The following is a 21,332-nucleotide window of genomic DNA, read 5'->3' on the forward strand; positions in this document are numbered from 1 at the left end:
CAATCCTGCCCCACGTATCATGGGGGGGAATTCATCCATGGAGGATCCCTGTGGCCCAGCTGTTGATCCTGACCTCGTCCGCGGACACCGACGTGCTCCCGGCGCTCGGGCTCCTCAGCCACCGGACGCGGCACATCCAGGCGGATGCGGCGAGCCTCGTGAACGCCCCCGCCGCCGACCTCGTCCTCGTCGACGCCCGCCGCGACCTCGCGAGCGCCAAGTCCCTCTGCAAGATCCTCACCACGACGGGCGGCGGCACGCCCCTCATCCTCGTGCTCACCGAGGGCGGGCTCACCGCGGTCAGCGCCGACTGGGGCGCGACCGACGTGATCCTCGACTCCGCCGGCCCCGCCGAGGTCGACGCGCGCGTGCGCCTCGTCATCGGCCGCGCGGCGCTCGAGCACACGGGCAGCAAGATCCAGGCGTCCGGCGTGGTCATCGACGAGGCCAGCTACTCCGCGAAGGTGCACGGCAAGCCGCTCGACCTCACCTTCAAGGAGTTCGAGCTGCTGCGCTTCTTCGCGAGCCACCCGTCGCGCGTCTTCACGCGCGAGCAGCTGCTCAGCGAGGTGTGGGGCTACGACTACTTCGGCGGCACGCGCACGGTCGACGTGCACGTGCGGCGCCTGCGGGCGAAGCTCGGCGACCTCGAGTCGCTCATCGGCACCGTGCGCAACGTCGGATACCGCTTCAACGTGTACGAGGAGGACAGTGAGCGCGTTCCCGCCCCCGCCGAGCCCGGCGCCTGACGCCCCGCGCGTCGCCCGCCTCGATCCCGTCACCGAGGCCGTCCGCGCGGCCCTCGCGCTCGCCGACCGCGCCCGCGAGGCCGACGGCGTCGCCCCGTTCAACGAGCAGACCCGCCTGACGCTGGGCGCCGAGGACGGACCCGCCCTGCTCGTCGCGCACGGGGACGACAGCCCGGCCGGCGCGGCCGTCGTCGCGCACGGGGACGCCGGCGTCGAGGCCGAGCTCGTCGTGGATCCTGGCCACCGCCGCCGCGGCGTCGGCCGCGCGCTGCTCGACGCCGTGCTCGCGGAGGCCGCGGGATCCCCCGTCTCCGTCTGGGCGCACGGCGACCACCCCGCCGCCCGCGCCCTCGCCGCCGCGACCGGGCTCGACCGGGCCCGCGAGCTGCTGCAGCTGCGCGCGTCCGTCGCGGAGGCGCGCGCCGGCCTCGGCGAGCGCCCCGTGCCCGCGGGCCTCGCGCTCTCCTCTTTCACCGCGGACGACGCCGACGACTGGGTCGCGCTGAACGCGCGCGCCTTCGCCACCCACCCCGAGCAGGGCCGCATGATGCGCGGCGACCTCGACGACCGCGTCGCCGAGCCCTGGTTCGACCCGTCCCTGCTGCTCCTCGCCCGCGACGCGGACGGTCGGCTGGCCGGCTTCCACTGGCTCAAGGTGGAGGGCGGCCAGGCCGAGGTGTACGTGCTCGGCGTGGATCCCGACCGCGCGGCCCGCGGACTCGGATCCGCCCTCCTCGCCGCCGGCCTCGACCTCCTCGCCGAGCGCGGCCACGACGAGGTCGACCTCTACGTCGAGGCCGACAACGCGCCCGCCCTGGCGCTCTACCGACGGGCCGCCTTCCGCGACGCCGCGGTCGACGTCCAGTACCGCCGCGCCTGACCCCCGCGCCTCCCAGGCCGCCCCGATGCGGTTCACCATGCGTTCACCTGCCGGAGGGCGGAGCGCACACCGCGATGCCATGATGGGCGGATGGACAGCGAGACGTACATCGGCGATGCGAAGGCGGTCGCCGAATCCCTGGACGACTTCGACGAGGAGGATGAGCTCCTCGAGGACGACGGGACCCTCCCGGAGGGGCGCTTCCTCGACCGCGAGCTGAGCTGGCTGGCGTTCAACCGCCGCGTGCTCGAGCTGGCGGAGGACCCGGAGCTGCCCGTCCTCGAACGCGCCAACTTCCTCGCCATCTTCGCCAGCAACCTCGACGAGTTCTTCATGGTCCGCGTCGCCGGCCTCAAGCGCCGCATCGCGACGGGCCTCGCCGTCCCCACGAACATCGGCCGCACGCCCGCCGAGGTGCTCTCCGCCATCAACGAGACCGCGTACCGCCTGCAGGTCCGCCACGCGGCCGCCTTCAACGACAGCGTGCGCCCGGCGCTCGAGGAGCACGGCATCCGCGTCGTGCGCTGGGACTCCCTCGACGAGGCCCAGCAGGACCGCCTGCACGAGCTCTTCTCCGAGCAGGTGTTCCCGGTGCTCATGCCGCTCGCGGTGGATCCCGCGCACCCCTTCCCCTACATCTCCGGCCTCTCGCTCAACCTCTCGGTGCGCATCCGCAACCCGAAGACGAACCGGCAGGAGTTCGCGCGCATCAAGGTGCCGCAGATGCTGCCGCGCTTCATGCCGCTCACGCCCGACACGCGCTCGGGCCCCATCGACTTCATCGCGCTCGAGGACCTCATCGCCAACCAGCTCGAGACGCTGTTCCCCGGCATGGAGATCGTCGAGCACCACGTGTTCCGCGTCACGCGCAACGAGGACGTGCAGATCGAGGAGGACGAGACCGAGAACCTCATCCAGGCCCTCGAGAAGGAGCTCCTGCGACGCCGGTTCGGCCCGCCCATCCGCCTCGAGATCTCGGACGACATGGACGCGGTCACGCTCGACCTCCTCATGCGCGAGCTCGACATCACCGAGCAGGAGGTGTTCACGCTCCCGTCCCCGCTCGACCTCGGCGGCCTGTTCGACCTCGCCAAGCTCGACCGCCCGGCGCTGCACTACCCGAACAACGTGCCCACCACGGCCGTCGCGCTGAAGCCCGCCGAGGACAACTCGCGCGCCGACATCTTCCGCTCCATCGCGCAGCAGGACATCCTGCTGCACCACCCCTACGAGTCGTTCACCACGAGCGTGCAGGCGTTCCTCGAGCAGGCGGCGGCGGATCCCCACGTGCTCGCCATCAAGCAGACCCTCTACCGCACGAGCGGCGACAGCCCCATCGTCGAGGCGCTCATCGACGCGGCCGAGGCGGGCAAGCAGGTGCTCGCGCTGGTGGAGATCAAGGCCCGGTTCGACGAGCAGGCCAACATCACGTGGGCGCGCAAGCTCGAGAAGGCCGGCGTGCACGTGGTCTACGGCGTCGCGGGGCTCAAGACGCACTGCAAGCTCGCGCTCGTCATCCGCCAGGAGAAGGGCGGGGTGCTCCGGCACTACAGCCACATCGGCACGGGCAACTACAACCCCAAGACGAGCCGCATCTACGAGGACCTCGGGCTCCTCACCGCGGACGACGTGGTGGGCAAGGACCTCACGCGCCTGTTCAACGAGCTCTCCGGCTACGGCATCGAGAAGAAGTTCAAGCGCCTGCTCGTCGCGCCGCTGCACCTGCGGAAGGGCCTGCTCAAGCGCATCGCCGTGGAGACGCAGAACGCGCTCGACGGCAAGCCGAGCGGCATCCGCATCAAGGTCAACTCCATCGTCGACGAGAAGATCATCGACGCGCTGTACCGGGCCAGCAACGCGGGCGTGCCCGTGCAGGTCTGGGTGCGCGGCATCTGCTCGCTCACGCCGGGGCAGCCGGGGCTCAGCGAGAACATCGAGGTGCGGTCGATCCTCGGTCGCTACCTCGAGCACAGCCGCGTGTTCTCGTTCGTCAACGACGGCGACCAGGCCACCTACATCGGCAGCGCCGACATGATGCACCGCAACCTCGACCGCCGCGTCGAGGCGCTCGTGCGCCTCGTGGACCCCGCGCACCTGCAGGAGATCGAGGACCTCTTCGACCGCGCCATGGCCGACACGACCTCCGCGTGGATCCTCGACTCCGACGGCGAATGGACGCGGCGCAACAAGGGCGCCGACGGCACCACTCTGGATGACCTGCAGACCGCGGTGATGGGCATCGTATCCAAGCGCAAGCGGCGCGTGCTCCGCTGAGCACCGCTGCACCGAGCACCGACCCCGCTAGCGTGGGGGACGTGCCGCCCTCCCCCTCCGTCTTCGCCGCAGGCGCCGTCGTCTGGCGCGTGGTCGAGGGCAGGATCCGGGTGCTCATCATCCACCGCACGCGACGCCGCGACACGTCCCTGCCGAAGGGCAAGGTGGATCCCGGCGAGACGCTCCCGCAGACCGCCGTCCGCGAGGTGCACGAGGAGACCGGCCTCCGGGTCGCGCTCGGCGTGCCGCTCGGCGCGATCGAGTACGGCATCTCCGGCGGCCGCCGGAAGTCGGTGAGCTACTGGGCAGCCGAAGCCACGGACGCCATGGTCGAGGCCGGCCGCTTCGAACCGGACGACGAGGTGGAGAGCGTCGAGTGGGTCTCCATCCCCAACGCCCGCAAGCGCCTCGACTACCCGGGCGAGGTGCAGATCCTCGACCTCTTCGCCGGGCTCGTGGAGACGGGCTCGCATCGCTCGTTCGCCCTCATCGCGCTGCGCCACGGCCATGCCGTGCAGCCGTACGAGTGGGAAGGGGCCGACGCGAGCCGGCCGCTCAGCGCCCGCGGACGCGACGAGGCGCGGTCGATCGTGCCGACGCTGCTCGCGTTCGGGCCACGGGTCGTCACGAGCAGCACAGCCCAGCGCTGCCTCGAGACGGTCGCGCCCCTCGCGGAGGCCCTCGGCCGGCGGGTGAAGGAGGACGCGGGGATCAGCCAGGACGCCTACGAGACCGACGGCGGATCCGTGCGCGAGACCGTGGCGAAGCGCGTGCGCAAGGCCCGCAGCGCCGTGCTCTGCAGCCACAGCCCCGTCCTGCCGGAGATCCTGCACGAGATCGCCCTCGCCACCGAGACGCCCCGCGCCAGCCGCATGCCGCGGGCCGGGATGCTGTCGCCCGCCGAGTTCTCGGTCGTCCACCTGTCGGCGTCGGACCCGGAGGCGGGGATCCTCGCGGTGGAGACGTACGGGCCGTCGGCCTGACACGGTCGCGGATCGTCGCGACCCCGCACGACCCGCGACCGACCAATATGCGCCCGAGCGCCCGAGCCCGTGCCGATCCACGCGGTCTGTTCACCTCCCGTTCACCGATTCCGGCCAATCCGGTCAATGGCCCGACATAGCTTCGTCCAGGGGCATGCACCTGCCCCCTCACAGCACGAAATACCCGGAAGGCTCCATCACGTGAAGATCTCGCGTCTCGGCAGCGCAGCAGCGCTCGCCGCCGTCACCGCCATCGCCCTCTCCTCCTGCGCTGCCAACGAGGCACCCGGCGAGGGGGGCGACGCCTCCTCGTCCACCCTGTCCGGCACGCTCAACGGCATCGGCGCCACCTCCCAGGGCGCAGCCCAGGAGGCCTGGAACGCCGCGTTCCAGACCGCCAACCCCGGCGTCACCGTCACCTACGCGGGCGAGGGATCCGGCGCCGGGCGCGAGGCGTTCATGGCCGGCGGCCAGAACGCGAACTTCGCCGGCTCCGATCGCGCGCTCAAGACCGACGAGCTCACCGGCACGTTCGGCCAGTGCGCCGACGGCCTCAAGCCCATCGACCTCCCCGCCTACATCTCCCCCATCGCGCTGATCTTCCAGGTCGACGGCGTGAAGGAGCTGCACCTCGACTCCGCCACCACCGCGGGCATCTTCAAGGGCACCATCACGAAGTGGAACGACCCGGCCATCGTCGCGCTCAACCCCGACGCCACGATGCCCGACGCCACCATCACCGCCGTGCACCGCTCGGACGACTCGGGCACCACCGAGAACTTCGCGAAGTACCTCAACACCACGGCCAAGACGGTCTGGGACGCGGAGCCCAAGGGCGTCTGGCCCTACCCGGGCGGCGAGGCGGCCCAGGGCACCACCGGCGTCGTCGACGCTGTCAAGGGCGGCAGCAACATCATCGGCTACGCCGACGCGTCCAAGGCCGGCACCCTCGGCGTCGCGAAGATCAAGGTCGGCGACGAGTTCGTCGGCTACTCGCCGGAGGCCGCAGCCGCCGTCGTCGAGGCCTCGCCCGAGGCCGAGGGCCGCGAGGCGAACGACGTCGTCTTCGACATCGACTACTCGACCACCGCGTCGGGTGTCTACCCGATCGTCCTGGTCAGCTACCTCATCACCTGCCAGGAGTACAAGGACCCGGCCGTCGGCGAGCTCGTCAAGGCCTACGTCGGCTACGTGACCAGCACCGAGGGCCAGCAGCTCGCCGCCGAGAAGGCCGGCGCCGCGCCGCTGTCCGACACGGTCGCCGCGCAGGTCAAGACCGCGGTCGAGTCGATCAAGTAGCACCCGCCGTCCGCCCCCTGATCCGCGACAGCGCGGGTCAGGGGGCGCTCCCACGGGCGGCCCCGCCGTCCCCAGCCCCACCATCTCGACCGCAAGGGAACCCGACCCATGACGACCGCCGCCCCGCAGCCTCCCCCGGCTCCCGAGACCGAACGGCCGCGCGACGCGTCCGCCGCCCCCCGCAGCTCCCAGGACGCGAAGTCCAAGGCCCGCGTGGGCGACCGCGTCTTCTCCGGCCTCTCCCGCGGGTCCGGCACGCTGATCCTCGTGATCCTCGCGGCCGTCGCGCTGTTCCTCGTCGTGCAGAGCATCCCCGCGCTGACCGCGCCTCCCGCCGAGGTCTCGGGCGGCGGCGGCTTCTGGGCGTACGTCGGTCCGCTGATGTTCGGCACGGTCTACGCCGCGGCGCTCGCCATGCTCATGGCCGTCCCCGTCGCCATCGGCATCGCGCTCTTCATCTCGCACTACGCGCCCCGCCGCCTCGCGCAGGGCCTCGGGTACGTCGTCGACCTGCTGGCGGCCGTGCCGTCGGTGGTGTTCGGCCTCTGGGGCATCGCGGTGCTGGCGAAGTTCCTGCAGCCGTTCTACGCCTTCCTCACCGACGCGTTTGGCTGGTTCCCGCTCTTCGACGGCCCCGTCTCGGGCACCGGCCGCACGATCTTCACGGTCGCCGTCGTGCTCGCCGTCATGATCCTGCCGATCGTCACCGCGCTCTCCCGCGAGGTCTTCCTCCAGACGCCGAAGCTGCACGAGGAGGCGGCGCTGGCCCTCGGCGCGACGCGCTGGGAGATGATCCAGACCGCCGTGCTCCCCTTCGGCCGCCCCGGCATCATCTCGGCCGCCATGCTCGGCCTCGGCCGCGCCCTCGGCGAGACGATGGCGGTCGCGATCGTCCTCTCCCCCGCCGCGGTCGTGAACTTCGCGTGGTTCCAGTCGACGAACTCGAACACCATCGCCGCCAACATCGCGCTGAGCTTCCCCGAGGCGTACGGCCTCAAGATCAACGAGCTCATCGCGTCCGGCCTCATGCTCTTCGTCATCACGCTGGCCGTGAACATGCTGGCCCGCTACATCATCAGCCGCCGCAAGGCCTTCTCCGGAGCGAATTGATGGCCACCACAGCCCCCTCCCGCACGCGGCCCGTCGCGAGCACCCTGCCCAACTCCCTCACCGCCGGGAAGCTGCACCGCTTCACGGCGCCCGCGATCTTCCTGGTCTCCTGGCTCGTCATGGCGGCCATCTTCCTGGTGCTCGAGCTCTCGGGAGCCGCGGACGGCTTCAACATCGTCGGCACGGCGGTGTTCGGCACGATCCTGTTCGGCATCGCGCTCTTCTGCTTCTCGCTCGCCGTGGAGGGCGAGCGGAAGGCGAAGGACCGGGTCATCACGATCCTCGTCACGGTCGCCTTCGTGCTCGCGCTCATCCCGCTCGTGTCGCTCGTGTTCACCGCCGTCACGAACGGCTCTGGGCGCTTCGACCCGCTGTTCTTCAACTCGAGCCTCCGCAACGTGGTGGGCGAGGGCGGCGGCGGCCTGCACGCCATCATCGGCACGCTGATCGTCACGGCCATCGCCGCGGTGATCTCCATCCCCGTGGGCCTCATGGCGGCCATCTACCTCGTCGAGTACGGCCGCGGCCGCCTGGCACACGCCATCACGTTCTTCGTCGACGTCATGACGGGCATCCCGTCCATCGTCGCGGGCCTCTTCGCCTACGCGCTGCTCGTGATCTTCCTCGGCCCGGGCATCCGCCTGGGCTTCGGCGGGGCGCTCGCGCTCTCCGTGCTCATGATCCCCGTGGTCGTGCGCAGCGCCGAGGAGATGCTCAAGCTGGTGCCGAACGAGCTCCGCGAGGCGTCGTACGCGCTCGGCGTGCCGAAGTGGCTGACGATCGTGAAGATCGTGCTGCCGACGTCGCTGGCCGGCATCGTCACCGGCGTCATGCTCGCGATCGCCCGCGTCATCGGCGAGACGGCGCCGCTGCTCATCGTCGCCGGCTTCACGCAGAGCATGAACTACAACCCCTTCAAGGACCAGATGATGACCCTGCCGGTGTTCGTCTTCCGGCAGTACGCCGACCAGGGCTCGGACGCGGCGGCCTACGTCGACCGCGCGTGGACCGGCGCGCTCGTGCTGATCCTCATCGTCATGGTGCTGAACATCGTCGCGCGGCTCATCGCCCGCATCTTCGCCCCCAAGCTCGGCCGCTAGCGCCCGCTCCCCCGGCCACGACCCGAACGGTTAGGAACACCCTTTGTCCAAGAGCATCGAAGTCAACGACCTGAACGTCTACTACGGCAAGTTCAAGGCGGTCGAGGACGTCAACCTGCGGATCGAGCCGCGCACCGTCACCGCTTTCATCGGCCCGTCCGGCTGCGGCAAGTCGACCTTCATCCGCACGCTCAACCGCATGCACGAGGTGATCCCCGGCGCGTACGTGGAGGGCGAGGTCCTCGTGGACGGCAACGACCTCTACGGCCCCGGCGTCGACCCGGTGCTCGTGCGCCGCCAGGTCGGCATGGTCTTCCAGCGGCCGAACCCGTTCCCCACCATGTCGATCCGCGACAACGTGCTCGCGGGCGTGAAGCTCAACAACCGGAAGATCTCCAAGTCGGACGCGGACGCGCTCGTCGAGCAGTCGCTCATGGGCGCCAACCTCTGGAACGAGGTGAAGGACCGCCTGGCGCTGCCGGGCTCGGGTCTCTCCGGCGGCCAGCAGCAGCGCCTCTGCATCGCGCGCGCCATCGCGGTGCAGCCCGACGTGGTGCTGATGGACGAGCCGTGCTCCGCGCTCGACCCCATCTCCACGCTCGCCATCGAGGACCTCATCGAGGAGCTGAAGGCGCAGTACACGATCGTCATCGTGACGCACAACATGCAGCAGGCCAGCCGCGTCTCGGACCGCACCGCGTTCTTCAACATCGCCGGCACCGGCAAGCCCGGCAAGCTCATCGAGTACGACGACACCACGACCATGTTCTCGAAGCCCAGCGTGCAGGCGACCGAGGACTACGTCAGCGGGCGCTTCGGCTGATCCGCCGCGCGCACGGGGAAGGCCCCCGCATCCCTGAGGGATGCGGGGGCCTTCTGCGCGCGCGGGTCGTGCGGCGCCGATCAGGTGCTGGTGACCGCCACGATGGGCTCGGTCGTGGGCTGCTCGGATCCGCCCTCGGGCTCGACCGTGATGGCCACGGTGTCGCCGGGCGTGTAGCTGCCCTGGAGCACGGCGTGACCTGCCCCGTCCGAGGCCGACATGACGCCGGCGGAAACGGGGCCGGACGCGCCGACGTACCACATCTGGAGGACGCGCCCCTCGGGCAGCGGCGACGCGTCGTTCAGCACGACCGCCGTCTTCGCCTCGGAGGCGGAGAAGTAGACCGTCGCCGTGCCGCCGCCGACGACGTCGCGCTTGTCGATGACGACGTCGGACGCCGTGGTGACCTGCTCGTACGCGGACGCGACAGGCGTCTGCGACGTACCAGGACCGCCCACGTTCGTGCCGACGACCACGCCGCCCACGACGAGCACGACGGCCGCCGCGGCGACGCCGATGAGGGTGCCCGGACGGCGGAACCAGCGCTCGGAGGCACGGGCGGACGCGGATCCGAGGCGCTCGCGCGGCGCGGAGGATGACGGCGCCGAGTCGCCGGCGACGGCCTCCGCGGGTGCCGCGGGCCGCAGCCGGGTGACCGGCGCAGGACGACGCCCGTCGTCCGTCACGGCGGACGGCGCGGCGAGCGGCGGCAGCTGCGGGGTGGCGTCGAGCATGGCCATGAGGTCGACCTTGAGGCGCGGCGACGGATCCACCGGCTCGGTCGTCCAGGCGAGGTCGGCCGCGGTGGCCCGCAGCTCCTCCACCTCGGCGCGCAGGGCGGGATCGCGCTCGAGGAGCGCCTCGATCTCCGTTGCCTCCTCGGTGTCGGCGGCGCCGAGCGCGTACGCCGCGGTGAGCATGCGGGTGTCGTCGTCGGTGGTCATGATGCGACCCCCATCTCGTCGCGCAGGCGGATCATGCCGTCGCGCAGACGTGTCTTCACGGTGCCGATGGGCACGTCGAGCATCGACGCGACCTCGCTGTGGCTGTAGCCGCCGTAGTAGGCGAGCGAGACGGCCTGGCGCTGGATCTCGGTGAGCTTCGTCATGGCCTTCGTGACCCTCTCGTGCTCGATGCTGATCTCGACGGTCTCGGACACCTGGTCGTAGCCGTGCTCGTGGTCGCGGATGCCGATGCGGACGTCGCGGTCGCGGCTGGACTGGGAGGCGCGCACGCGGTCGACCGCGCGGCGGTGGGCCATGGTGAGCACCCACGTGGTCGCTGCGCCCTTGGCCGGGTCGAAGCGGGAAGCAGACTGCCAGATCTCCAGGAAGATCTCCTGCGTGACCTCCTCCGACTGCGCATGGTCGACGAGCAGACGGCGGACGAGCCCGAGGACGCGAGGCGCGAGCTGGTCGTAGAGCTCCGAGAAGGCGCGCTTGTCGCCCTGGGCGACGCGGCCGAGGAGGGCCTCCTTCGACTCGGGGTCCGCCGGCCCGGGGAGGTCGGGACGCTCGATCGATGAAGGCACGAGCCCCAGCATTCCAGACCCGCGTGCGAACCGCATGCAGGCAGGGCGGGGCCCGGCGAGCTGGAGCGGTGCTGCGGGGAGGTCATGTGATGCTTCCGGGTCGTGGTGCGGCGGGATGGGGAGCCGACCCGCGGGCGTGCGGTGCCCCGCATCAGCCGGGATCCCGTCATGCGGGACATCTGGGATGGCCGGGTGGCCTGCCACGCGGGCAGGACCCGACCGATGCGGGTCGCACCCTCGCGGGTGACGGATGCGAGGCGGGTGAGCGCCTCACGATGACTCTTCGGCGCGACGCGCGTCACGGATTGGTCACAGGCCGGGGGGATCCGGCGACGCGGATGCGGGGAGCTCGGCCGCTCGCACGGGGGCCGTCCCGCCGAGGAGGAGGGGAAGGGAGATGAGGAGCCGGACCGCAGGACGCCTCTCGGCGCGAGGCCGCTCGGAGCGGCGAATATTGGTACCCGGGAGTACTGCGGCCCGACCAGGATCCACTGTAACCGAGTCGGCGCGGGCTGTCGTCCCGGAGGTCGCCCTCACAGCGAACGGCCGGATCCGCGGCCGCGACGGGTCAGTCGAGCCGGTCGCCCCGCCAGAGCCGGGCGCACTGGACGAGGTCGGCCGCCATCTGCGAGAGGCGGAGGGCGCGCGTGGTGAGGTCGCCCGCGCGCTCCGGCGACGCCGTCGCGTCGAGGTCGTCGGCGACGCTCGTGGCGCCGAGGGCGGCCAGCCGGCTGAACGCGCCCGCGCGGTCGAGGGCGACCGCGAAGTCGCCCGTGAAGAGGCCGCGGAGGATGCTGTCGGCGAGCTCGACGATCTCCGCCGGCCCCGTGGGCGCGGTGGCTCCGGCGACCACCGGGTCGATGGTCGTGGCCACCTCGGTGCCGCGCTGGTAGAGCAGGCTGATGCCGTCGGGATCCTGGCGGATGAGCGCGCGCATGAGGTAGAGCCGCCAGAGCGCGCCCGGCAGGCTGCGCGGGCTGGCGCGCGACCACAGCTCGGCGACCGCGTCGATGCCGTGCTCGTCGGTGTAGGCGATGAGGCGCTCGACGACCGCCGGGTCGGGATCCGCCCGCACGCGCGCCAGCAGGGCCGACGCGGTCTCGTGGGCCACGCGGCTGATCGTGGCGGGGTCCTCGCCGCCGAGCATGCTGTCGAACTTGGACCCGGAGAACTTGGTGGGCTTGTGGTAGTCGCCGGACATCCCGGCAAGCGTACGCCGGACGCGCGCTCCGGGCCGGGCCCCCGTCGGTCGCCGCCGTCCGCTCCGAGAGGGCCACCGCCCATCCCGTAGCATCGGGGACGCGGGCCTCTAGCTCAGTTGGTAGAGCAAGGGACTTTTAATCCCTGGGTCGTCGGTTCGAGCCCGACGGGGCCCACCGACGGCGACCGGCTGGATGCCGGCGCCGGGGATCAGCCCCGAGCGCCCCGGTCCAGCACGAGGAACGGCGGCGTGCGGTAGAGGAACCGCAGCGGCGTGCGCATCGCCACCGCGTGGATCACCAGCGATGCCGCGATCGCGACCACGCTCACCACGAGCGGCAGCAGGTAGGGGACGGCGCCGGACGGCTCGAAGCCGACGGCCTCGAGCACGGCGCAGGCCGCGGCGATCACGAGCACGTGCGCCACGTAGATCGGCAGCGTGTTGCGCCCGAGGAAGCGCAGCGGACGCACCAGCCGCGTGCGGGCGAGCAGGGCCGCCCACAGCACGCCGACCGCCATCGCCAGGCACGACACCACCAGGAGCACGCCGGGGATGCAGCTGATGCCGGTCAGCTCCACGACCACGCCCGCGGCGCCGAACGCGACCAGGGCCGCCGCCGCCGCGATGGGCCGGGGACGCGACGCGACGCGGAACACGAGGTCCTTGGCGTGGAGCCCGATGAGGAAGAAGACGAGGTACTTCGCCATGCCGTCCCAGCTCAGGCTGCCGACGCGCAGCACGCTGAGGAACAGGGCGGAGACGACGGCCGCGACCGTCAGCTGGATCCACGGCGGCATCCGTCCGTGCGCGACCTTCGCCAGCACGAGGAACACGGCGAGCGCGTGCAGGAACCACAGGCCCGTCGCCGGGAACACGAACGCGAGCAGCAGCGCCCGCGGATCGCCCTCGTGCGGACGCGAGTCGAGCGGCACGAGCGAGAAGTAGAGGAAGCGCAGCAGCGACCAGATCGCGAGCGCCCACACGAGGACCGCGATGCGCGAGTTCCAGAGCTCCGGCCAGGAGCGGCGCACGGCGGAACCCGCGAGGAGACCCGATGCGAGGAAGAAGATCGGCATCCGGAAGGTGACGAAGGCGCTGTTGACGGTCGCCCAGACCGGTGACGCGAGGTCCTCCTGCATCAGCAGGAGGCCCGCATGGAAGAGCGCGACCAGCAGGATGGCCATCGCCCTGGCCGCATCCACCCAGTCCGCGCGCGCAGCGGTGATCGTCGTTCCGTCTCCCCCAGACATGCTCGCCACGGTATCGGGCGATGTGTCCGGATCGTGTCGGAGGGCGGCGGCAGGAGGCGGAATCAGTGGTGATCCCCGTGCTCCGGTGATCGGTGCTCGCCCGCGCGTCGCCGGAGGCCCGCGGCGCAGGGGGCCGAGTGAGCGCTGCCCGGACGAGAATCGGCGTACACCGTCTTTATCTACGAGCTCGACTCGATCGTGCACGTATTGTTCACACATGAAGAACAAGCGCCGTCGGCGGAACACCACCACCTGGACGATCTTCGGGATCGTTGCAGCGGCGGGGGCGACGTACGTGCTCGCCGGCCTCGCCCTCTCCGAGTCACAGCTCGAGCGTCCGGCGAACGCAGGCTCAGTGGCGGCGGTACCCACGTCGGACGCGGTCGAGGCGGAGTCCCGATTCCTCATGTCCGTCCTCAGTGACTCCCATGCCTACAACGCCGGCTCCTGGTGGCGGCAGACCATCGGCACGGGCACGTTCCCGGATGCCTATCTGGGAGAGTTCGAGTCGCTCCCTGGAGCGGTCACGTCCTCGCTGACCCCCATGCTGGACGCGGTCACCGCCCAGGGCGGCGCGGTCGTCGTCCAGGCAGGCACGAACGACCTGCTCTCCCAGCGCACTCCTGAACAAGCGGTCGAGGGGCTCTCGGGCCTCTGGCAGGGAATCCGAGATCGAGGCGCCGTCCCCGTGGCCGCATTGGTGCCTCCCTCCGACGAGGTCCCTCAGCTCGTCGTCGAGCTGAACCGCCTGATCCGGACCGCAGCAGCGGAGCAGGGACTGGAGCTGATCGACGTTTACACGTCCGTCGCGCAATCCGACGGCACGTGGGCCGACGGCAACAGCGACGATGCCCGTCACGCGAACGGAGTCGGTTCGGCGCTCATGGCCGACGCCGCACGCGAGCAGCTTCCCCGGATCATCGACGCTCTCGACTAGCCACCGCCGTCCGCGACCGGGCCGTCAGGCCGCGGGCGTCAGGCCCGCCGGGGTCGGCGTCGTCCCCGGGTCGGTGAGCGCACGGCCGAAGCCGTCGACGCTGCGCACGCCGCGATCCGTGATGACCGAGGCGAAGGGCGTGTCGGGGTTGTTCGGGAGGGACGGGCGCTCGACGCGGGTGTCGCGCGCGAACGCGCCCACCACGACCACGCGCGGGGACGGGTACTTGCTCGGGGTCATGAACATGGTGCCGCGGCCGACGAACGTGTCCTGGGCGAGCCGCCCGCCCTGGTCGACGAGGCCGACGCCGATGCCGTGGGCGCCGCCGTCGCCGCCCGTCACGATGTTGTAGCCGACGACGGTGGCCCCGACGCCCGCCCCGATCTCCATCTGGTACCCGCCCGCGCCCGAGTTGCCCTCGAGGCGCATGCCGTTGATGCCGAGCTCGGAGACCATGGACGACGCGTTGCTCGTCGGGATGGCAAGGAAGCCGCGCGCCGCCTTGTTGCCGGCGCCGCAGCCGATGACGCGCGTGTTCTCGAAGCGCGCGTTGGTGGGGGCGATGCGGATCCCGCCCGCCGTGCAGTTCACGATCTCGGTGTCGCGCATCACGATGTCGATGGCGTTGACGCCGTCGCAGTCGACGCCCCAGGTGCCCGCCGTGATCACGCGCAGGCCCTCGATGACGTTCGCGTAGGAGTACTCGTCGCTCGCCGCGGTGAATGCCGCGCGCGCGAAGAAGACCCCGGCGCCGCCGGTGGCGTTCAGCTCGATGTCGGTGATCCGGCAGTGCAGCAGCGAGCGCAGGTAGAGCCCGTGGCGGCCCGTGCGCGTGCCGGTGATGCTGAAGCCGGTGAGCGAGACCGTCGCCTTGTTGTTCGCGGCGGGCCCGGCGTCGGCGCCGATCTTGCCCTGCACCTTGAAGACGTCGCCCGTGGATCCCGCGATCTGCCGGATGGTCGTGACGCGCCGCCCGTACCCCTCGATCGAGATGGCCGGGTACCCGTACGGCGCTCCCGAGAGGGGCTGCTTGGGCCAGGTGGCGCTCGAGTAGTCGATGCCGGTGGACGTGACGCGGATCTCGCACGGCGGCAGGATCCCCCGACCGCCGGTCTTCTGCAGCGCCGCGAAGAAGGCTGTCATCGCCTTCGTGTGGTCCGCCGCCGACGACACGAAGCCGAACTGCTCCGGGTAGTAGATGCGCGTCTGGTCGCCGACGACGGCGGCGGCCGAGGCGGACGGCGCCGCGGCGGGTGAGGCGACGGACGCGGCACCCGCGGTCGCGCCGACGGCGGCGAGGAAGACGGAGCGGCGGCCGAGGAGCGGCGGGCGCTCGGCGGGCGCCGGGGCGTCCTGGGCGAGGGCCGCTTCGGGCAGGTCGGAGGTGGGCGCATGCGCGTCCGCGCGTGACTGGGGCAAGAGGGGAGCCTTCCGGGTGGGCCGTGCTGACGGGCGCGGACGGGTCGCGCCGATCCGCTCCCCCGAGCACCGGACGCCCCACGCTGGATACGGCAAGGGTGCGTCCCGCTGCCGCCCGGAGCGTATCCCCAGTTCGGGGCGGCGCGACCGCGGTCTCCACGGGGCCCGGATCCGCGTCGCCATGGGGATCGGGCCGCGCGCTCGGCGGCGACGGCGGATGCGCCGGTGCGATGCTGGGTCGCATGAGCATGCAGGCCGACGAACCCGTGATCGCGATGCTGACCGCCGAGGAGACGAGCGAGCGCTACGACCTGCTGAAGTCCGCGCTGGAGGAGCACGACGACCGGGGAGTGCAGTACCTGTCGGGCGTCGTCGGACGGCTGCTCGCCTACATCGACGGGCTCCGCGAGCCGGAGGAGAACCGGATCGCGCTCGAGCGGTACACGCAGCGGGTCGCGCTGCAATGGGCGCAGGAGGACGGCTCGTGAGATGCCGTAGATGGAGAGACCGCCGCGCTCTCCGACCGTCCTGGGGAAGGTCAGAGAGCGCGGCGGTCTCGGCGATTCAGCGCTCTCGAGCTAGCCGACGACGCTCTCGCACGATGAGTAGGAGCGCCACCATCGGAAGCGCGGTACCCACCGCCCAGAATGCGGTCGCGAAGTCCGGCACCAGATGCGCGGTGGGAATCGCGATCAACGCGAGGATCAACAGGATGACCACCTTGAGCTTCGTCATGACATAGCCAGACCGACGCAGGTGCCCACGGTCCCACCGGCCACCCCAGCGAAGCCGACGATGCAGGCGACGCACCCTGTCCCGGGCGTGGCGCCGCAGAGAAGCGCGCATCCCGTGCCGATGATCGTGATCACCCACTGCGAGATGCCCGCGTTCAGCAGACATTGATTGAGGGTGTCCCAATTGAAATCTGCATTCGTGATGTTAGAGCGGTTCGCGTCCACCGCAGACGTCGAATCATTCGACGCCACCTTGTCGAGGCCGAGGACCCCGTTCTGCCACAGCTGCATTCGGCCGGAATCGGGGGTCATCGCGGTGAACAGCACCTCGCCTGTCGAAATCACCCTCAGATCGCGGTCGAGGAACACGGTGTACCCCGAGATGTCCAGCTGCTGGGGCGCTTCGGTGAAGGGCACGTGAAGGACGAACTGCCCACCCTCGGTCCTCCGGACATCTGCTCTCTGCGGGGCGAGGGCGCGGCCGCTTGACGTCGTCACGTCAGAGATGTGCGCGGCCGACAAGTACTGATCCAGCTCCTGAGCGGGGACGGTGGTGGTAGACCCGACGTACTGCGTGAGCCTGTCCAGGACGGTACCTGTCGGCGCGACCGGCGAGTCGAAGCTCGCCGCTCGTGCGTCGACCGTCGAAGGTGACACGTACACCGGAGGACGGTCACCGCTGTGAACGACACCGATGACGGCGACGACCGACATGACAGACAGGGCGACCCCAGCCATGTTCATGGGAATTACAGACATGGGGAATCTCTTTTGCAAGCGAACCTCCTGGAGACACACCCATCGAGGCGCGACGCCGAGAATCCGCGTCGCGCATCCGATGATATGAAGAGATGCTCTACCTCGCGACGAGTTGCGTGCTCGTTCCGAAGACGCTAGGAGCCCGTCGCGCGGATCCCCCAGCTCAGCGTCCACTCCTCGCCGGGCGCCAGGCGGCGGACGCCCACGCCCGAGTTGAAGGCGTCCGCGGGCGCGGTCATCGGCTCGATCGCGACGGCCTGGCCGCCGTGGGTCGGGAACTCGCGCGGCGTGTAGACCTGCAGGAACCGGAAGGACCCGTCCGCCCACAGCTCGACGCCGCGGCCGTCCGGCGCGGTGAGGCCGTGGCGGCTCGTGCCGCCCTCCACGTGCACATCGCCGTATCCCGTGTTGAGGTCGAGCTCGCCGACGACGCGGCCCTGGCGGAGGTCCTCGTCGGCGCCGTCGACGGGGTGGTCGGCGATCGGGATGAGCGCATCGTCGACCTCGGACCAGGTGTCCGCCCGGACCGTGAGGGTGAGCTCCGACGAGGGCACGCCGCCGATCGCGAGATACGGGTGGGCGCCGACCGCGACGGGCGCCGCGCGGTCCGCGTCGTTGCGGATGCGGTGCGTGACGACGAGGCCGTCGTCCGTGAGCCGGTAGGTGACCGAGGTGTCGAGGAGGAACGGGTAGCCGTGCTGCGGGAAGACGGTCGCGGAGAGGGTCACGCGGTCGTCGGCGCGGTCGGAGGCCGTGTAGCCGGTGTTGCGGAGGAGGCCGTGGGACGCGTTGCCGAGCGAGGGCTCGGAGACGTCGAGCGCCTGGGACTTCCCGTCGAGCTCGTAGCGGGCGCCGCGGATCCGGTTCGGCCAGGGCACGAGGACCATGCCGGCGCCCATCGGCGCCACGACGTCGTCGCCGTAGGGCTCGACGAGGTCGACGCCGTCGAGGGTCAGGCCGCGGATCGCGGCCGCGAGCTGCACGACGGTGGCGCGGAGCTCGCCCGTCGGGCCGGCGTGGACGAGGTGGTGCTGCTCTCCGGTGACGGGTCTCATGGGATCCACGTTACGGCCGCCCGGCGCCGGGCGGCCCTCCCGCCGCGACGACGCGCAGGCCGGCGTCGCGCAGGCGGCCCACCTCGTGCGGGTCGGCGCCGGGGTCGGTGAGCAGCGTGTCGACCAGGTCGAGCGGCGCGACGGATCCGAGGTGGGTGCGGCCGAGCTTCGCGCCGTCCGCGACGACCACCGTGCGGGCGCTCGCGGCGACCATCCGCCGCTTCACCTCGGCCTCGGGAAGGTTCACGTTGGTGATCCCCCGCTCCACGTCGACGCCGTTGCAGCCGATGATCGCGAGGTCCGGGTGCAGGCGGTCGAGCACGACGGTGGCGAGCGGATCCACCAGGCTGTGCTGCAGCGCCCGGAGCGTGCCTCCCGTGACGACCACGGTGAAGCGCGGCATGGCCCGCTCGAGCTCGAGCGCCAGCGTGAGCCCGTTCGTGATGACCGTGACGTCGACGAGGTCCTCGCGCGCGACCAGCGCCCGCGCCACCTGGAGCGTCGTGCTGCCCACGTCGAGCAGCACGCTCTGCCCGCTCTCCACGAGGTCGGCGGCGGCGCGGCCGATGGCGCGCTTGGCGTCGGCGGCCGACTCGAGCGTCACCTCGAGGCTCTGCTCGCGCGCGGCGAGGCCGGAGCGGAGGACCGCGCCGCCGTGCACGCGCTGGACGGCGGCGGAGTCGGCGAGCGCGTCGAGGTCGGCGCGGATGGTGACGGCGGAGACGCCCGCGTCGGCCGCCAGCTCGGCGACGGTCGCGAAGCCGCGGTCGCCGAGCCGTTCGAGGATGCGCGACCGGCGGGTCGCCGCGGGGACGGATGCGCAGTCGTCGGCCATGCGGCGAGCCTCCCGCACGCGGTTGCCGGAACGCAAGCCGGCGCTTTCGCGAGCGCAGATCCGGTGCCCGGGAGCCCGTAGGATCGGGGCATCATGCATGCCGACCAGACCGTCACGACGTCGCCGTCCGGGATCACGCAGCGCCGCACGCGGCTGTCCGACGGCCGCGAGCTCGTCTACTTCGACGACGCCGACACGACCCTCCCGCCCGAGCGCGCCGCCGATGCGCGCCCCGCCGCGCCCCGCCCGCCCACCGCGACGATGCGGCAGGACGTGCTCACGGGCGAGTGGGTCTCCATCGCGGCCGCGCGCCAGAACCGGGCGCACCTCCCCCCGGCGGAGCTGGATCCCCTCGCCCCCGCGAGCCCGACCAACCCGTCCGAGATCCCGAGCATGTACGACGTCGCGGTCTTCGAGAACAAGTCGCCGTCCTTCGGCCCCGCGCTCGCCGACGCGGACGGCGTGGACGCGCCCGCCGACGACGACGACCTCACCTCCATCGGCCTGGAGCGCACCCGCACCTCGGTCGGCCGCTGCGAGGTCGTCTGCTTCAGCCCCGCGCACACCGGCTCGTTCAGCGGCCTCACGCCGTCGCGCGCCCGCACGGTCGTCGAGGCGTGGGCCGAGCGCACGCGCGCGCTCTCGGCGATGCCCGGGATCCGCCAGGTGTTCCCGTTCGAGAACCGCGGCGAGGCCATCGGCGTGACGCTGCACCACCCGCACGGGCAGATCTACTCGTACCCCTACGTCACGCCGCGCACGCGCCGCCTCGTCGAGTCGATCGAGCGGTTCGGGCCGGGCCTGTTCCAGCGGATCCTGGAGACCGAGCAGGCGTCCGAGCGCGTCGTGCTCCGCGGCGAGCACTTCACCGCGTTCGTGCCGTTCGCGGCCCGCTGGCCCGTGGAGATCCACCTGCTCCCCCACCGCCACGTGCCCGACCTCGGGGAGACGACCGAGGCCGAGCGCGACGAGCTGGCGACGATGTACCTGCGGCTCCTCAAGGGGATGGACCGGCTGTACGACACCCCGACGCCGTACATCGCCGCCTGGCACCAGGCGCCCGTGGACGCGCACCGCGACGAGATCCGGCTGATGCTGCAGATCACGTCGCCGCGCCGCGCGGCCGACAAGCTCAAGTTCCTGGCCGGATCCGAGGCGGCCATGGGCGCCTGGATCGGCGACGTGCCGCCGGAGAAGGCGGCCGAGATGATCCGGAAGGCAGTGGAGGACGCATGACCGACATCCGAGACGACGTGCGCGAGGGATTCCGCGCCCGATTCGGCCGCGAGCCGCACGGCGTGTGGTCGTCGCCCGGGCGTGTGAACCTCATCGGCGAGCACACCGACTACAACGAGGGCTTCGTGTTCCCGTTCGCGATCGACCGCCGCACGGTCATCGCGCTCGCGCCGCGGGACGACGATCGGATCCGCCTCACCAGCTCCTTCTCCGAGGAGGTCGTGGAGGCGCGCCTCGCCGACCTCACCGGCGAGCGCATCGAGGGCTGGCAGGCCTACCCGCTGGGTGTCGCGTGGGCGCTCGGCCAGCGCGGCGCCGACCTCGCCGCCGTCCCCGGCTTCGACGTGTTCATCGACAGCGACGTACCCGTGGGCGCGGGGCTGTCCTCGTCGGCCGCGCTCGAGGGATCCGTCGCCCTCGCGCTCGACGACATCTGGCGCCTGGGCCTCGACCGGCCGACGCTCGCCGCCGTCGGCCAGCTCGCCGAGAACGAGATCGTGGGCGCGCCGACCGGGATCATGGACCAGTCCGCGAGCCTCCTCGGGCAGGCCGACGCGGGCGTGTTCCTCGACTGCCGCTCGCTCGACGCGGAGGTCATCCCGCTCGGGCTCGAGGCGGCCGGCCTCACCATCGCCGTGATCGACACCCACGTCGCGCACGCGCACGCCGACGGCGGCTACCGCGCGCGCCGCGAGTCGTGCGAGACCGGCGCCCGCCTCATGGGCGTGTCGTCGCTGCGCGAGCTGACGGTCGACGACCTGGTCCGCGCCCGCGAGGTGCTCGACGACGAGACGTTCCGCCGCGTGCGCCACATCGTCACGGAGAACCAGCGCGTGCTCGACACCGTGCGCGCGCTCCGCGAGGAGGGCCCGCGCGCCATCGGCGAGCTGCTGGACGCGAGCCACCGCTCGATGCGCGACGACTTCGAGATCAGCGTCCCGGAGCTCGACCTCGCGGTCGAGGTCGCGCAGAACGAGGGCGCGATCGGCGCGCGCATGACGGGCGGCGGGTTCGGCGGATCGGCCATCGCGCTCATCGACGTCGACTCCCTGTCGCGGCTGCAGGTCGCGATCGACGGCGCGTTCGCGGAGCACGGGTACACCGGGCCGACGGTCTTCACCGTCACGCCGTCGGACGGGGCGAAGGCCGAGCGGTAG

General features: G+C 71.6%; 21 protein-coding genes and 1 tRNA gene. 13 read left to right on the top strand and 9 right to left on the bottom strand.

The genetic code is table 11. The annotated features are described in order from the left end of the window. The first annotated feature begins 50 nt into the window (after positions 1-50). From CMN_RS12125 to pstB, 8 genes are all read left to right on the top strand, one after another. Positions 51-749, top strand: coding sequence for a response regulator transcription factor (locus tag CMN_RS12125; RefSeq protein ID WP_015491095.1), 699 nt, complete (start codon positions 51-53; stop codon positions 747-749). Then, positions 712-1,629 carry a mycothiol synthase gene (mshD, locus tag CMN_RS12130; RefSeq protein WP_015491096.1) on the top strand — a complete coding sequence of 306 codons (918 nt, stop codon included), beginning with the start codon at positions 712-714 and terminating at the stop codon, positions 1,627-1,629. The genes CMN_RS12125 and mshD overlap by 38 nt, the downstream gene beginning before the upstream one ends. 90 nt (positions 1,630-1,719) lie before the next feature. Then, entirely contained in the window at positions 1,720-3,903 is a 2,184-nt protein-coding gene (locus CMN_RS12135; protein WP_015491097.1) for an RNA degradosome polyphosphate kinase, read from the top strand. 32 nt (positions 3,904-3,935) lie between these two features. After that, positions 3,936-4,886, top strand: coding sequence for an NUDIX hydrolase (locus CMN_RS12140; protein ID WP_015491098.1), 951 nt, complete (start codon positions 3,936-3,938; stop codon positions 4,884-4,886). A 201-nt stretch (positions 4,887-5,087) separates the two neighbouring features. Then, positions 5,088-6,185 (top strand): phosphate ABC transporter substrate-binding protein PstS, encoded by a 1,098-nt coding sequence (locus CMN_RS12145; RefSeq protein ID WP_015491099.1) that lies wholly within the window; start codon positions 5,088-5,090, stop codon positions 6,183-6,185. A 108-nt stretch (positions 6,186-6,293) separates the two neighbouring features. Beyond that, complete coding sequence (gene pstC, locus CMN_RS12150) at positions 6,294-7,295, top strand: phosphate ABC transporter permease subunit PstC (protein WP_015491100.1); 1,002 nt, start codon at positions 6,294-6,296, stop codon at positions 7,293-7,295. Next, positions 7,295-8,395, top strand: a complete 1,101-nt coding sequence (gene pstA, locus CMN_RS12155; protein ID WP_015491101.1) for a phosphate ABC transporter permease PstA — start codon at positions 7,295-7,297, stop codon at positions 8,393-8,395. Before pstC ends, pstA begins: the two co-directional genes overlap by 1 nt. A 43-nt stretch (positions 8,396-8,438) precedes the next feature. Further along, positions 8,439-9,218 (top strand): phosphate ABC transporter ATP-binding protein PstB, encoded by a 780-nt coding sequence (pstB, locus tag CMN_RS12160; protein ID WP_015491102.1) that lies wholly within the window; start codon positions 8,439-8,441, stop codon positions 9,216-9,218. Between the two features lie 80 nt (positions 9,219-9,298). Here the strand turns inward: pstB and CMN_RS12165 are convergent, their stop codons facing one another. The 3 genes from CMN_RS12165 to CMN_RS12175 all read right to left on the bottom strand — a co-directional run bounded on the left by CMN_RS12165 (position 9,299) and on the right by CMN_RS12175 (position 11,950). Next, a complete protein-coding gene (locus CMN_RS12165) occupies positions 9,299-10,162 on the bottom strand; it encodes an anti-sigma factor (protein WP_015491103.1) in 864 nt (287 codons plus the stop codon). After that, on the bottom strand, positions 10,159-10,761 hold the full coding sequence (locus tag CMN_RS12170; RefSeq protein WP_015491104.1) for a sigma-70 family RNA polymerase sigma factor: 603 nt from the start codon (positions 10,759-10,761) through the stop codon (positions 10,159-10,161). The genes CMN_RS12165 and CMN_RS12170 overlap by 4 nt, the downstream gene beginning before the upstream one ends. 556 nt (positions 10,762-11,317) lie before the next feature. After that, the gene (locus tag CMN_RS12175) at positions 11,318-11,950 is read right to left on the bottom strand and encodes a hypothetical protein (RefSeq protein ID WP_015491105.1); all 633 of its coding nucleotides are present in this window, start codon (positions 11,948-11,950) and stop codon (positions 11,318-11,320) included. 102 nt (positions 11,951-12,052) lie between these two features. Between CMN_RS12175 and CMN_RS12180 the strand changes: the two genes are divergently transcribed. Then, a tRNA-Lys gene (locus tag CMN_RS12180) sits at positions 12,053-12,125 on the top strand. Between the two features lie 34 nt (positions 12,126-12,159). Here the strand turns inward: CMN_RS12180 and CMN_RS12185 are convergent. Beyond that, complete coding sequence (locus tag CMN_RS12185; protein WP_015491106.1) at positions 12,160-13,200, bottom strand: acyltransferase family protein; 1,041 nt, start codon at positions 13,198-13,200, stop codon at positions 12,160-12,162. A 217-nt stretch (positions 13,201-13,417) separates the two neighbouring features. On the opposite strand from CMN_RS12185, the gene CMN_RS12190 reads away from it, so the two are divergent. Continuing rightward, positions 13,418-14,137 (top strand): SGNH/GDSL hydrolase family protein, encoded by a 720-nt coding sequence (locus CMN_RS12190; RefSeq protein ID WP_063986769.1) that lies wholly within the window; start codon positions 13,418-13,420, stop codon positions 14,135-14,137. Between the two features lie 24 nt (positions 14,138-14,161). On the opposite strand, the gene CMN_RS12195 is transcribed toward CMN_RS12190, so the two are convergent. After that, complete coding sequence (locus CMN_RS12195) at positions 14,162-15,556, bottom strand: hypothetical protein (RefSeq protein ID WP_015491108.1); 1,395 nt, start codon at positions 15,554-15,556, stop codon at positions 14,162-14,164. Between the two features lie 242 nt (positions 15,557-15,798). Between CMN_RS12195 and CMN_RS12200 the strand changes: the two genes are divergently transcribed. Then, a complete protein-coding gene (locus CMN_RS12200) occupies positions 15,799-16,044 on the top strand; it encodes a hypothetical protein (protein WP_106389169.1) in 246 nt (81 codons plus the stop codon). Positions 16,045-16,120: 76 nt separating this feature from the next. Here the strand turns inward: CMN_RS12200 and CMN_RS15150 are convergent, their stop codons facing one another. The 4 genes from CMN_RS15150 to CMN_RS12215 form a co-directional block, all read right to left on the bottom strand. Beyond that, positions 16,121-16,291: a hypothetical protein gene (locus CMN_RS15150; protein WP_015491110.1), complete on the bottom strand. Its 171-nt coding sequence runs from the start codon at positions 16,289-16,291 to the stop codon at positions 16,121-16,123. After that, the gene (locus CMN_RS12205) at positions 16,288-17,004 is read right to left on the bottom strand and encodes a hypothetical protein (protein ID WP_231853754.1); all 717 of its coding nucleotides are present in this window, start codon (positions 17,002-17,004) and stop codon (positions 16,288-16,290) included. Before CMN_RS12205 ends, CMN_RS15150 begins: the two co-directional genes overlap by 4 nt. 179 nt (positions 17,005-17,183) lie before the next feature. After that, positions 17,184-18,104, bottom strand: a complete 921-nt coding sequence (locus CMN_RS12210) for an aldose 1-epimerase family protein (protein WP_015491112.1) — start codon at positions 18,102-18,104, stop codon at positions 17,184-17,186. Between the two features lie 10 nt (positions 18,105-18,114). Continuing rightward, complete coding sequence (locus CMN_RS12215; RefSeq protein WP_015491113.1) at positions 18,115-18,939, bottom strand: DeoR/GlpR family DNA-binding transcription regulator; 825 nt, start codon at positions 18,937-18,939, stop codon at positions 18,115-18,117. A gap of 93 nt (positions 18,940-19,032) precedes the next feature. Here CMN_RS12215 and galT point away from each other — a divergent pair, with 93 nt between their 5' ends. Then, on the top strand, positions 19,033-20,175 hold the full coding sequence (galT, locus tag CMN_RS12220) for a galactose-1-phosphate uridylyltransferase (RefSeq protein ID WP_015491114.1): 1,143 nt from the start codon (positions 19,033-19,035) through the stop codon (positions 20,173-20,175). After that, positions 20,172-21,332, top strand: a complete 1,161-nt coding sequence (galK, locus tag CMN_RS12225) for a galactokinase (protein WP_015491115.1) — start codon at positions 20,172-20,174, stop codon at positions 21,330-21,332. The genes galT and galK overlap by 4 nt, the downstream gene beginning before the upstream one ends.

This window comes from Clavibacter nebraskensis NCPPB 2581, from assembly GCF_000355695.1.
In the GTDB taxonomy this organism is placed as follows: Bacteria; Actinomycetota; Actinomycetes; order Actinomycetales; family Microbacteriaceae; genus Clavibacter; species Clavibacter nebraskensis.

What these genes read in the sequence shown, in the direction of transcription:
- CMN_RS12135 (WP_015491097.1), top strand. Translation starts at nt 1,720, where the DNA reads ATGGACAGCGAGACGTACATCGGCGATGCGAAGGCGGTCGCCGAATCC.
- pstC (WP_015491100.1), top strand. Translation starts at nt 6,294, where the DNA reads ATGACGACCGCCGCCCCGCAGCCTCCCCCGGCTCCCGAGACCGAACGG.
- pstA (WP_015491101.1), top strand. Translation starts at nt 7,295, where the DNA reads ATGGCCACCACAGCCCCCTCCCGCACGCGGCCCGTCGCGAGCACCCTG.
- CMN_RS12165 (WP_015491103.1), bottom strand. Translation starts at nt 10,162, where the DNA reads ATGACCACCGACGACGACACCCGCATGCTCACCGCGGCGTACGCGCTC.
- CMN_RS12170 (WP_015491104.1), bottom strand. Translation starts at nt 10,761, where the DNA reads ATGCTGGGGCTCGTGCCTTCATCGATCGAGCGTCCCGACCTCCCCGGG.
- CMN_RS12175 (WP_015491105.1), bottom strand. Translation starts at nt 11,950, where the DNA reads ATGTCCGGCGACTACCACAAGCCCACCAAGTTCTCCGGGTCCAAGTTC.
- CMN_RS12185 (WP_015491106.1), bottom strand. Translation starts at nt 13,200, where the DNA reads ATGTCTGGGGGAGACGGAACGACGATCACCGCTGCGCGCGCGGACTGG.
- CMN_RS12190 (WP_063986769.1), top strand. Translation starts at nt 13,418, where the DNA reads ATGAAGAACAAGCGCCGTCGGCGGAACACCACCACCTGGACGATCTTC.
- CMN_RS12200 (WP_106389169.1), top strand. Translation starts at nt 15,799, where the DNA reads ATGAGCATGCAGGCCGACGAACCCGTGATCGCGATGCTGACCGCCGAG.
- CMN_RS15150 (WP_015491110.1), bottom strand. Translation starts at nt 16,291, where the DNA reads ATGACGAAGCTCAAGGTGGTCATCCTGTTGATCCTCGCGTTGATCGCG.
- CMN_RS12205 (WP_231853754.1), bottom strand. Translation starts at nt 17,004, where the DNA reads ATGTCGGTCGTCGCCGTCATCGGTGTCGTTCACAGCGGTGACCGTCCT.
- CMN_RS12210 (WP_015491112.1), bottom strand. Translation starts at nt 18,104, where the DNA reads ATGAGACCCGTCACCGGAGAGCAGCACCACCTCGTCCACGCCGGCCCG.
- CMN_RS12215 (WP_015491113.1), bottom strand. Translation starts at nt 18,939, where the DNA reads ATGGCCGACGACTGCGCATCCGTCCCCGCGGCGACCCGCCGGTCGCGC.
- galT (WP_015491114.1), top strand. Translation starts at nt 19,033, where the DNA reads ATGCATGCCGACCAGACCGTCACGACGTCGCCGTCCGGGATCACGCAG.
- galK (WP_015491115.1), top strand. Translation starts at nt 20,172, where the DNA reads ATGACCGACATCCGAGACGACGTGCGCGAGGGATTCCGCGCCCGATTC.